Consider the following 12,377-nt stretch of genomic DNA (forward strand, 5'->3'; position numbering starts at 1 on the left):
GGATAATGCCGGCCAATTTCGTTTTGCACGCTTAAATCACGGTAATCCCGCATGGAAATCAAGGTCAATTTTCTCGACAATCTCCGTCTCGAAGCCAAATTCGATGACTTCACGGTGATCGCCGACCAACCTATCCGCTACAAAGGCGATGGTTCGGCCCCCGGCCCGTTCGACTATTTCCTGGCGTCTTCGGCCTTGTGCGCGGCTTACTTCGTCAAGCTGTACTGCCAGACCCGCGATATCCCCACCGAAAATATCCGCCTGTCGCAGAACAACATCGTCGACCCGGAAAACCGCTACAACCAGATTTTCAAGATCCAGGTCGAACTGCCCGAGGACATCTCCGACAAGGACCGTCAAGGCATCCTGCGCTCCATCGACCGCTGCACGGTAAAAAAGGTGGTGCAGACCGGCCCTGAGTTCGTGATCGAGGTGGTCGACAACCTCGATGCCGATGCCCAGGGGCTGCTGATGCCGGTGTCGGACACCAGCACCTATATCCCCGGCAAGGACCTGCCGCTGGAGCAGACCATTGCCAACATGTCGGGCATCCTCGCCGGGCTGGGGATGAAGATCGAGATCGCCTCGTGGCGCAACATTGTGCCCAACGTCTGGTCGCTGCACGTACGCGATGCGCAGTCACCCATGTGTTTTACCAACGGTAAAGGCGCCACCAAGGAGGCTGCGCTGGCCTCGGCGCTGGGCGAGTTCATCGAGCGCCTCAACTGCAACTTCTTCTACAACGACCAGTTCTGGGGCGAAGACCTGGCCAACGCCCCGTTCGTGCACTACCCGAACGAGCAGTGGTTCAAGCCGGGCCCGCGCGACGCGTTGCCGGCCGAGATCCTCGATGAGCACTGCCTGGCGATCTACAACCCTGACGGGGAGCTGCGTGGTTCGCACCTGTATGACACCAACTCGGGTAACACGGCGCGGGGCATCTGTTCGCTGCCGTTCGTGCGCCAGTCCGACCAGCAGGTGGTGTACTTCCCGTCCAACCTGATCGAAAACCTGTTCCTCAGCAATGGCATGAGCGCGGGCAACACCTTGGCCGAGGCGCAGGTGCAGTGCCTGTCGGAAATCTTCGAGCGGGCAGTGAAGCGCGAAATCCTCGAGGGCGAGTTGTGCCTGCCGGACGTGCCGCAAGAGGTGCTGGCCAAATACCCGGCGATCCTCGCTGGCATCCAGGGCCTGGAAGAGCAAGGCTTCCCGGTGCTGGTCAAGGATGCGTCGCTGGGGGGCGAGTTCCCGGTCATGTGCGTGACCTTGATGAACCCGCGCACGGGTGGCGTGTTTGCCTCGTTCGGTGCCCACCCGAGCCTGGAAGTGGCGCTGGAGCGCAGCCTCACCGAGCTGCTGCAGGGCCGCAGCTTCGAAGGCCTGAACGACCTGCCGCAACCCACCTTCGAAAGCCACGCGCTGACCGAGCCGAACAACTTCGTCGAGCATTTCATCGACTCCAGCGGCGTGGTGTCGTGGCGCTTCTTCAGCGCCAAGGCCGACTTCGAATTCGTCGAGTGGGACTTCTCCGGGCACGGCGAGGACTCCAACCAGCAGGAAGCCGCGACCCTGTTCGGCATCCTCGAAGACCTGGGCAAGGAAGTGTACATGGCGGTGTACGACAACCTTGGCGCCACCGCGTGCCGCATCCTGGTGCCGGGCTATTCGGAAATCTACCCGGTCGAGGACCTGATCTGGGACAACACCAACCGCGCCTTGTCGTTCCGTGCCGACATCCTCAACCTGCACAGCCTCGACAGCCGCTCGCTCAAGCTGCTGCTCAAGCGCCTGGACAATTGCGATGTGGATGACTACACCACCATCACCACGCTGATCGGCGTGGAGTTCGATGAAAACACAGTGTGGGGCCAACTGACCATTCTGGAGCTGAAGCTGCTGATCTGCCTGGCGGTACAGCGTTTTGAGGACGCCAAGGAACTGGTCGAGGCATTCTTGCAGTTCAACGACAACACCGTAGACCGCGGCCTGTTCTACCAGGCGCTGAACGTGGTGCTGGAAGTGCAGTTGGATGACGAACTGGAGATGGATGACTACGAAGCCAACTTCCGCCGTATGTTCGGCGATGCGCGCATGGACGCGGTATTGGGTTCGGTGGACGGCAGTGTGCGCTTCCATGGCCTGACCCCGACCAGCATGAAGCTCGAAGGCCTTGATCGCCACCTGCGCCTGATCGACAGCTACAAGAAGCTGCACGCGGCCCGGGCCAAGTTCGCCTGACAGGCGCTGCGCCCAATCATCGCCGGCAAGCCAGCGCCACAGGTATTGCACCGCTCTTGAGATTTGTGCCGAACCTGTGGACGCTGGCTTGCCTGCGCTAAGTCAGGCGCCGTCCTACAGCCCTTTGATCTGGGCGCCATCCCCATTCTGTCTTGCCGCGTTGCCATCCAGGCGCTTAGCGTTCTCTTCCTATCCACTTCAGGTGGTAACTATTCGGGCTTAGCAGGCCCCCCTTCGAAAGCCTCCGCCGGTGGTGGCGCTGCACGGACATTGAAAAGCTTGCAGACACAGTACCAACAGAGGGCGACGGTCAGGTTGTAGGGAAACAGCACGGCCCAGAACGGCAATTGCCAGTTCTTTTTGCCCTGCATTTCACCGGGCTCGCCGGTTCGCCAGGGGGCATAGTGGCGCCAGGCTTCTGCCGGGGTCAGGCAGATGGCGTGGAGTGGCTTGTGCCACCAGTTGGGTTCACCGGGCGGGGGGAGTTTGTCCGGGCCGTGGTCCATGAAGTGGCGGAGGTATTCCCACACTTCGGCCACATGCTTGACGCCGGGTTCGGTGGGTTCGTTGCTGTCGACCCACAGGCAGTCTTTTTGGTGAAGGCTGCCGTCTTCCCGGCGGGGGGCGAAGGCGAGGGCATAGCTGGTGCTGAATGATGAACCGCCGTATTCGGTGCGCTTGAAGATGCCACCTCCGGTGTCGGCCCATTCGAATACGAGTACCTTGCTCAAACGTTGGTAATAGATTTTTTGGGTTGACCGATTGAAGCAGAAACTTGATAAGCGTTTTATGAAATATATCCGATAAATGAGGAAAGGTAGGAAAGTGAAAGGCATAAGCAAGAATCCAGTCGCTAATAATGGAGCGGTTTCGTACATGCGCCATATATCCCTGGATAGTAAATATGGGTAAAAGCCGGCAAGTGACAGAACAGTTATCGCGCAATACAGCTTCCCCATGAAGACAGAGTCTGTGATCCATGGATTCCTTAAGCATAAAATGGTGTCGGATAAGCTTAATAGTTGCCCTGTGATAGAGGGCTTGTGTCCAGAGTCTGACATTGAGTTGAATATCCAGATGGTTGCCATGGTCAGCGCTCCAGACGAAAAGTTGACAGGGTCTCATTGTCTTCGTCCAAGCCTTGATTGGCGTTGTAGGTTAGATGAAGTGAGACATGATTTTGGTTGGCGAGGGTGTTTTCGAAATGTAGAACTAAGCCAGCATCTACGAGGTGGCCGGTCGGGCTGATTGGAAAAACGTCAATTCCGTGGTTGTCACGGACGGAGCTCAAACTTCCTGACCATTCACTTACGCCTAGCCTGAATGCAGGCAGCAGCACTGTGAACTCTACGGTTGGTTGGGGGGTGGCTACTTCGTTATGTGTGATAGCTGTCCAATTTGGCGGCGACCAGTGGTTATTCTGATGCCATCGGGTGTCGGCGTTAGTTATGCCCAGGGATAGGGCCTGCTCGGCGGATAGTAGCTTGGGCCCGTAATGTTCATTGTGCCAAGCCTTAATTTCTGTTTGCAGTGAGGTGAAAGCAGGAAGTTTCTTGTCAAAGTCCAAGTTGATGTCGGCGTGCGACTCTCCATCATTGATGCGATTGCCGAATATGCTACGTGCTGCCCACAGTTCTATTGGGCTGTGAAGGCGTTCATGTGCCTTGGCGTGTAGGTAGAGGCCTCCTGCGATGATGGCTACGCCTACGAGGACAAGGGCAGCGGCGGCCCATCCGGCAAAGGGCACAACCGATGTCACGCCTGCAATTGCAAGTCCTGCTTCAAGGACGACAGCGGAACCAATAGCCATGGTGAACCCGCCCGCGACAGTGTAACCGGCTGCAGTTAGATCACCATTTTCGTACTGTCGTAGCGCCTTAGTACCGTCCGCGAAAAAACCCAGTGCAATCGCCGGGTATCCGGCTAAACGCGCAAACAAATTGCTACTCAAGAACTTGATAATCCCATTGCCAAAGGCCATGCCCGGCGCTGTGGCACTTAATCTCAGCATGACGGCCTTATGCGTTGCCCGCACGCTGACCAATGTCGCCGCCGCTGCACCAATCACCCCGAAAACAGATGAAGCGAACCCCAGGGTGTATTCCGGTGCATCGCTCTTCTGCAGGCTGTTGTAGGCCGTCTTGAGCGATAAGATGTTGAACCACAGCATCCCCGCGTTTAAACCACCACCACCCCCCGAGGTGAGCAGCCCCAGAAAGTTAGGTTTCGCACGCGCACTGGTGGTCAGCTCAATGGACACCGTGCGGCTACCCGAAATGCGCAACGCTTTCATCTCTTCAACCTGCGCCATGCCGCTCTTCAAATACCGCTGCACCTCCTGGCTAAAGGGATTTTCCGTAACGGCCTGCTCGGTGATGCGATAGCGCGCCGCCAACAACCCCAGCGCTTTCTCGGCATTGGCCTCACGCGCTGCCAGCAACACTTGCCGCCGCAGGCCATGGCTGGCATCCCAACGGGTTTGGCCACGCAGGCGCTTGAGCACCACGGCATTGACCGACTGGGCGGTGAGGTCGGTGATGTCAGCCATGGCCGGGAAGCGACCAGCCAGCCCTTCGATCACGTTGTCGCTGGCGCCGAACAAAGAGCCGATCGAATCGGCTTTATCCTTGAACGGGTTGAACGGCGCCAAGGCGGTGTAAAGCGGGCTGTCGTGCTGGTCCAGCCATTGCTCCAGGCGTTTGAAGCGTCGGTCATGATCTTCGGTGCCAGGTGTCGGCTGGCCCATCGGGTGGATCAGCAACGCCAGTGAGATTTCCAGACCACGGGCGGAGGTGCGTTCGTCGCGGTCGTAACAGGCCAGTGCCGCAGCCAGGCTGTAGGGGTTATCAATGTGTTGGGGTTCGGCCGTCGCCAGCCAGGCGTCATGATCGTTGCTGGCTTGCAAGGCCAGGTTGCGCAGGGCGGCAATCCGCCGTTCCAGTGCGTCGCGTTCGGCGAGGAAGCGCCGGTATTTGTCGACATCGAGGCGCTGTGCCAGGCGCGCGCCATTGGGGGAGTAATCTTCATGGGTGAGGGCCTGGAAATGGGACTCGGCCGGCGACAGGGCAGGCCCCCGGCGTGACGTGCCCAGCCTGAACGCGGCCAGTTCCGGTGAAGGGGCATCCGCCGGGTACAGGCTTTCCAGCGTCTTGTTCAGCAGCATGGCGACCAGGTTGCGATGGTGAAAGTCGCGGCTCTGCGGGCTGAGCTGTTCGGCATCCAGCCGGTAACACGCTGGCACGCGCTCCTGCTCGGGAGGTTGGGCGGGTCTTGTGTGCTCCAGTTGCTCGGCCGGCATCAGGTCACGCAATTGATGCTGGTAGGCCGAGACCGACAGGCTCAGGTCCAGGGCCATGCCTTCGGCGTCGGCGAGCGCCACCACCACTGGCACTTTCGGCTGGGTCCAGGGGTAGTGGCGGGCGATGGCATTGAGGTTGCCGATGGGCAAGGTTTCGGTGACCGGGTCGCTGCTCCAGGTCAGCGGCATGCGCCGCTCGGTTGGCTTGAAGTCTTCGACCCAGGTTTGCAGGGCACTCACTGGCAACACATGGGGCTGGGTGGACGGCGCCGGGTTGCCGCTCACCAGCTCGGCCATGTCCAGCTGGCGCATGTGCCGTTTGCGCAGGGCTGCCGAACCGGTGATACGGGCGGTGATGGCGTTGGTCCACAGGTGCGGGCTGTAGCCGATCCACACTTCCTTGGCCGTGTCCTGGCAGGTGTCGGCCCACACCCAGCCCGTGCTCTGGCCGGACAGGTAGCGCTCACGGCGGTGGTACTCCTCCAGCCCTTGGTAGCGCAGCTCCTTGTAGAGGCCCGCGCCGACGTGCTCATGAATGACCAGCTTTTCGCCCAGAGGGCCTTTCATGAACACGTAGACATAGCCTGGGCGCACAGCGCGGAGGGTGTAGGCCGAGTGCTGCAGCGGGGCGAAGCCTTGTTCCAGGTTGAAGCCTGCATCGGCATAGCGGCAGGCGGGGGCGTCGCCGGTGCGGGGTACGATGGCGTAGCGCACCGGCAGGATGGGCACGCGTGCGCTGCAGGCAGGGCCGGAGGTGGCGCTGCTGACGGAGGCGTTAGTCATGGGCAGGCTCCTTGCTTTCGACCAGTGCCTGGAGCTCGCGAAGGCGGGCCTGGGGCGACTCTTCGAGGTTGGTGTAGATTTTTCCCGCCTTGTCATTGCTCATCAGCCACATGTGCCCGGCTATCAGCCGAATGAATTGGCCCGCAACTTCCTCGCTCCGGAAATTGAGGGCTGTCAGTTGAGGCAGGAGTGTTTCTATCCATAGGCGTATGTCCGCCAAGGTATGGTTGGCATAGGGCGGCATGGCCAAGACCTCATGCGCCAATGAGAGGACAAAGTGCTCGTGCATGCCTGCTTGCAGCCGATCAAGTTCAAGCGGCTGGAGGGTCAAAGGCAGTTCTGATCTTGAGCGGGCAGCAATCGGCATGTTTTCGTGTGTCTTCCACTCATGAGCCGGCCCCCAGTTGACTCGCCATGCCAACCGAGACACCGGGCCAAGCCAGGCCTTGCGATGGTTGTCGTCCAGCGCATTCAGCCAGGCTGCAAGATGGTCCGGCGTGACATGGTGAGTGGCAACGCTGTGGTCAGGGAGCACGACCTGCACCAGGCTGGTGAAGTGGTCTGCCAGCCCTGCCAGGCCAACCTCGGCATCCAGCGCGATGGCTCCACCGATAGGCATCCAGGTCGTGATTGCATGGGCAAGCAGCTCGTGAGCGTCTGCAACGTCCACCAGCAAAGGCCCAAACTCATGACGGTCATCCAGGGCGCTGTTCTTCCATAACCATGCCTTTTGAGTATTCCGGCTGACAGCGTTGATAAGCTCGAGTACCGATGGGGCATAAGCAGGAACCAGTTCACCCTCCTGCGGGATGGGCCGATAGGCCCAGTACTCGATTGCCCTGGTCATGAGCAGCAGAAAGCGGCAGTTATGAGCGAAGTCTTCGCTGCGCGGAGCAGCTGATGGCGTTGTAGTCATTGGCCTGGCCCTCGGATACAGCGGCAATCGGGCAGGGGGCAGGTACCATCAGGGCGGCGCCCACACAAGCGCTCCAGAGGCTTGCCGGTGTTCGGGGCACTGCTGATGGAAAATGGGCTTGTCGTCCCATTTGCCGACTTGAGCATCTGGCCGGTGATGCGAATCGTCGGGCTGTCCAGGGTGATGCCCGTTTCGTCGATTCGAATGGAGCCACCAGGGCCTTGGATGACCACGGCTTCCGAGGCTCGAAGTTCATAACGGCGAGTACGTCTGCGGATATCCCCACGGGCTTCCAGCTCGGCATGCCCTTCGACCCGTTGCTCGAAGTTGCCACCGATACGGGTGTGGTGATTGGCGGCGATCTGGTCGTGACGGTGATTGCCGATGTTTTCGACACGGTCCTTGGCGATCCTGATCGTGTGGTTTCTGCCGATGTCGAGCGCGGCGTCCTGCCCGATGGTGATGTGCTCGTCATTGCCAACCGTTTCCGTACGGTCGTGGCCGATCAGGATCGATTCGTCGTGATCGACCTGCTCTTTGCGGTCATTGCCGACCTGCGTAGTCTCATCGTGCTTGACCACATTGTTCTGGTCCCTCTGGGCATGAATGAACACTTCCTCCTGGCCCAGTTCGTCCTCGAAGCGCAGCTCGTTGAAGCCATCGCCCTTGTGGGTCTGGCTCTTGATGGTCATGCGGGTCTTGTGACGGGGAAGGTCGTAGGGTGGCAGCTGGTTACCGCAGTAAGTACGGCCGGTGATCATCGGCTGATCGGGGTCGCCGTTGACGTAGTGGATGATCACGTCCTGGCCAATCCGTGGGATGGCCATCGAGCCCCAGCTGCCGCCGGCCCAGCCTTGGGAGACGCGTACCCAGCAGGAACTGAACGCGTTGTCCTGGCTTTCTCTGTCCCAGGGGAAGCTGACCTTGACCCGGCCCCATTCGTCGCAGTAGATCTCTTCACCGGGCGGCCCCACCACGGTGGCCATGTGCGGGCCGTCAACGCGTGGTTTGGGCAACGGGGCTGGGCGCCATTCGGTTCTGCCTGGCACCAGTACCGCCTTTTGCTCGTAACGTGTGCCCTGGTCGGCCCCGGCAGCTTCTTCCTGCAGGCTGGTGAACTGGCTGCCTTCGTGGCGGACCGTGCTGACCCGCCAATGCACATTCAGGTCTTCGCGCGGGTGCCCGGTCAGGGTGAAGCTCAGGCCTGGTTGCAGGCGCACATCGTCGCCTTGCACTTGGGCAATACGCACGTCATGGCGCAAGCCGGTGATGCGGTTTTCGGTGAACGGCTTGCCAACGGCATCGCGTTTGTAACGGCCGGGGTAGTCGAAGCACTCATAGTCCGTGGACTGGTGCTCAAGATAGGGGCCCGAGGCCCTGTGTTCCTGACGATAGGCCGGGTGGGTGAAGGTGTAGTCGCGTTGAACCTGCCGTGCAGTACGCACCTGTTCGCTGTAGCGCAAGCGCCGTAGGCACGGTTGAGGCTGGTCGCCGCCGTGGTTGGAATGGTACAGCACGGTGTCTGGGGCTGACGGTTCACGCTCACGGTAGAAGCCTTCGGCGTCGTCCTCGTGTTTGATGACACCGTGACTTATCAGACCGAGTGACTGCAGTCTGTCGGTGATGATCAGCTTATGGCGTTTTTCATTGTGCTCGAAGCGGTAGACAAAGCCTTCTTCGGCCGCCAGGCGGGCGATGAAGTCGAGGTCGGTTTCGCCGGCCTGAACGCAGAATTCGCGCACCTGGTGGTCCAGGCTGGCGCGTAGTGCGTACTGGTCGATGCCCTGGCGCTTGAGCATCAGTTCAAGAATTTGCGGCACGGTCTTCTGCTGGAAGATGCGCCAGTTCGAACGCAGGCTGGCACGGGCCAGCTGTGGCTCGATCAGCGCGTCATAGTAGGTGCGGTAGAAGCCACTTTCCGCTTGGCTGAAACGACTGACCAGACCGTGCACGTAGCGTACTGGGCGTCCGCCTTCCCAGATGGTGAAGAGCACCGGTTTGTCGAGCAGGTGGCCGAAGTCGATATCGTTCTCGAAGCTGATCAATTTCAGCTCCAGTTCGAAGGGTGTGCTGATCCCTTCTCGTAGTTCGAACGACACCACTTCGAACTCAGTGTTGCCCACGAGTGGTTCAAAGCTGTAGCGTAAATCAGATTGGCTAGGCATAAATATCCTTTCCGCCTTCTGAGTATTCGAAAAGCCCAGGCAGAGCGAGCCTGCCTGGGGCGTTTCAGTTAGATCAGGCGATCGGATTGCGCCAGTCGTCAGAACCTTCGGTATTGGCTACATCGTGAGCCCACGTGATCTTTCGATACGCCAGGGATACTTCAATCAGTTGTGTGTAGTTTTCATTGTCTTTGTCGAGTGCATGGGGAAGCACGGTATTGATGCTGACGATGGTGGCGTCTTCTAGCGTGGTCGTGAAAAAGTGCTCTTGCTTGCCTTCCTCCGAGGTGCGATACCAGCTGACTTCGACCGTTGGCAGCATTTCGCCGGTGGCAAGTGCCTGATACATCAGGGGGGTAGCTTTGTTCAGTGAACTGGTGAATATGAAAGGCTTATGCACGCGCTGGCCACTCGGTTGACCGCTCTGGGGGTCAGTGGGCGTAGTCACCTCATGCTTGATTTCCTGAACCAGAATTTGATCTTCATGGCCTTGTTGGAACACGTTGCCGACGGAGTCAGCGGTGAAGGCGCCAGCGGTGATGTTGCCTTGGGTCTGGCCTACGATCTTGATGTAAGCGGGTGTTGGCATGGCAGTTACTCCTGCGTCCATGTGGGTAAAGCACGCGCACCACGGTGGCGTGGCCATCGGAAACGATGGGCTTGTCAGCGAGGCAAAAACCTCGCTAATTCGTTGAATTCAGTGGTGCTGTGTCACGGTTGGCTATTGCTGCAAAATGCCGTTCAGCGACTCCAGCACTTCGGTGGTAATCAGGTGCAGGCGATAGCTGTAGATGCTGTAAGCCACCGCCATGGCGACGGCGGAAATCACCAAGGGGCTCCACCAGGGCCATTGCCGGTTCATGCGGAAGTTGCGTGGGGCCACATTGGTATAGGGGTCGCAGACTTCTTCGGGGGTAGGGCCGCGCAGTTCGCGGATGATCCCGTGCAGTTGGTGAATCAATGCGTTGAGTGTTTCTTTGCCTTTCGGCGCGAGCGCGTACTTGCCCTTCAGCCCAAGGCACAGGGCGTAGTACATGAACTCCAGTACGTCCTGATAACGCTTGGGCTCCTGCATCAGGCGGGTAATCACCGTGAAGATTTTTTCTCCACCCCAGGTCTCGTCGTGGAAGATGCTGAGCAGCGGCTCCTGGCTCCAGCAGCTGCTCTTGCCCCAGGGGCGCTCCATAACGGCCTCGTCTATGAACAGGCACAGACCGTAGGAGTACGCCAGCAACTGAGCCGGCTCGTAACCGTGCTGGCGCATTTCTTCCTGGATGTTGTCGATCTGGCCGCGCACTTGCTGGTGCACGTCCTGGATGTTTGGCAGCTCGTCCAGCGTACGCAGGCGTATAACCAAGCCGAACAACGGTGATGCGGCATCCAGCATCAGGTTGGCGAAGCCGCCCCGCAGCTGAAATTCCGGGTCAGCGGGGTAGCCTTCGGAAACGGGCTCAGGCTCAGGTTTGTCCGTGGATACTTGAGCATTGGTTGCCGCAGCCCGGGGGGCGGGTACTGGCTGTTCAAGGGTTGAATCAAGCGCGTTGACTGCAGCGTTGTTTTCATCGGTGGGCGTATTGTTGTCTTTTCCCATGTCACTCACTCCTGATCGCCCAGAACTGCAGTTCAAGCCCTGGGAAGTCGCCCGCAATGTGGATGCCGAAGCCATTCGCCTTGCTCATGCACGCCCAGGCCGGGTCACGTCGGTCCAGCTCGAAGTAGCTGAAGCCTGCATGGAAGGGCAGGTCGCGGGGCGCCACGGGTAATGGCAACAAAGGGATGCCCGGCAATTGCAGCGGCACCAGGTCATTCAGTGACTCAAGTGAGGTGATCTTGGCTTTCTGGATGAACATCTGGCGCAACGCCTGTGGTGGCATGCTGGCGCGCACGGCGAGGATGAAGTCGGCTTCGTCGATCAGCCGGCGGTCTTCCAGCGTGGTTGTCATCACACCGAATTGTTCGCTCTCCAGCGGTAGTGAAACAGCGCGTGGCCGCAAGACGGTGCTCAGAGACCGACGCAAGGTGTCTTCCAGTGGTTTGAAAGAGGTGCGCAGCGCGGTGTGGTGATAGGCGGGGTACTCCTGCGGGAGCCTGTTCTGGTCGGTGAAGGTGACGAATTCGCCGCAGGCCTGGCTCATGCACAGGTACAGCTGCTCGGGGTGCGTTTGCGCTTGCCTGGCCAGATGCTGGAAGCATGGCCACCAACGGTTCATTGCCTGCAGCAGGTTGAAGTCGCGAATGTCGGCGATCCCGGACTGGCCCGATGCACCAATCCGCGTGGCGAGGCCGCGCGCCCGCTCGCGCAAGGTATGGGTGATTTCTTCAAGAAACCGCTGCAGCGCTGGCACCGCCCGCACCGAAACGCTGGTGGGGTAGAACGCTTCGTCCAGTTGCAGGCTGCCGTCGGGGCGCCGTTCCAGAATACGTGCCAGGGCCAGGCGGGTGTAGGCGCTGCTGTCTTCGGTCTTGCGTTTGAGCTGCAGGTTGGGCACCGCAAGGTCTACCTGCACCAGGTCACCGTCAGCGGTGTGGGTATCCTTGATTTCCTGTGCCTGGGCGGTATAGCGGAAATTGGCTGCATTGTCGGGCCAACTCACTTCGCGGCCGCCATCGGTACGCAGCGGCAGGCACAGATACACCTCACTGTCTTGGCACGCGTCGTCGCCGATTCCCAGCGGCGGCGGTGGCGGCAGGTCGGCGGGAATGTCGAACACCGTGCCGTCCGGCATCACACCGCGCGCCCGGGTGATGGCGACTTTGCCCAGGCTCAGGTATTCGTCGCTCAACTGAAGTTCGCTGAAGCCGTAGAAGGCTGCGTTGAGGCTGGCGAGGCGCTGGTGCAGGGCTGCTTCGCTGGCCCTGGTCGCCTGCTGGAAATGCTGTGGTTTGACGAACAGGCCTTCGGGCCAGAGAACGGGATTGCGTGAACTCATGGGCGCTCCGTGTCAGCGTGAGTAAGCAGGAAGGGCAAAGGGTGTCG

The 12,377-nt window shown here is 59.8% G+C and carries 8 protein-coding genes; 1 reads left to right on the forward strand and 7 read right to left on the reverse strand.

Annotated features, from left to right (window positions below):
- Positions 1-51 precede the first annotated feature (51 nt).
- Positions 52-2,238: an OsmC domain/YcaO domain-containing protein gene (locus tag AC3WLP_RS12335; protein WP_088512312.1), complete on the forward strand. Its 2,187-nt coding sequence runs from the start codon at positions 52-54 to the stop codon at positions 2,236-2,238.
- A gap of 209 nt (positions 2,239-2,447) precedes the next feature.
- On the opposite strand, the gene AC3WLP_RS12340 is transcribed toward AC3WLP_RS12335, so the two are convergent.
- From AC3WLP_RS12340 to tssK, 7 genes are all read right to left on the reverse strand, one after another.
- Positions 2,448-3,326, reverse strand: a complete 879-nt coding sequence (locus tag AC3WLP_RS12340) for a DUF6708 domain-containing protein (protein ID WP_088512311.1) — start codon at positions 3,324-3,326, stop codon at positions 2,448-2,450.
- A 2-nt stretch (positions 3,327-3,328) separates the two neighbouring features.
- Entirely contained in the window at positions 3,329-6,319 is a 2,991-nt protein-coding gene (locus AC3WLP_RS12345; RefSeq protein ID WP_492576159.1) for a T6SS effector BTH_I2691 family protein, read from the reverse strand.
- Positions 6,312-7,235, reverse strand: a complete 924-nt coding sequence (locus AC3WLP_RS12350; protein ID WP_088512746.1) for a DUF4123 domain-containing protein — start codon at positions 7,233-7,235, stop codon at positions 6,312-6,314. The genes AC3WLP_RS12345 and AC3WLP_RS12350 overlap by 8 nt, the downstream gene beginning before the upstream one ends.
- Positions 7,232-9,400, reverse strand: a complete 2,169-nt coding sequence (locus AC3WLP_RS12355; RefSeq protein WP_088512745.1) for a type VI secretion system Vgr family protein — start codon at positions 9,398-9,400, stop codon at positions 7,232-7,234. The genes AC3WLP_RS12350 and AC3WLP_RS12355 overlap by 4 nt, the downstream gene beginning before the upstream one ends.
- A gap of 73 nt (positions 9,401-9,473) precedes the next feature.
- Positions 9,474-9,989 (reverse strand): Hcp family type VI secretion system effector, encoded by a 516-nt coding sequence (locus AC3WLP_RS12360; RefSeq protein WP_012052029.1) that lies wholly within the window; start codon positions 9,987-9,989, stop codon positions 9,474-9,476.
- Positions 9,990-10,121: 132 nt separating this feature from the next.
- Positions 10,122-10,991, reverse strand: coding sequence for a type IVB secretion system protein IcmH/DotU (gene icmH / locus AC3WLP_RS12365; protein WP_088512744.1), 870 nt, complete (start codon positions 10,989-10,991; stop codon positions 10,122-10,124).
- Between the two features lies 1 nt (position 10,992).
- Positions 10,993-12,330, reverse strand: coding sequence for a type VI secretion system baseplate subunit TssK (gene tssK, locus AC3WLP_RS12370; protein ID WP_088512743.1), 1,338 nt, complete (start codon positions 12,328-12,330; stop codon positions 10,993-10,995).
- Positions 12,331-12,377 lie beyond the last annotated feature (47 nt).

This window comes from Pseudomonas sp. FW305-E2 (assembly GCF_058782925.1).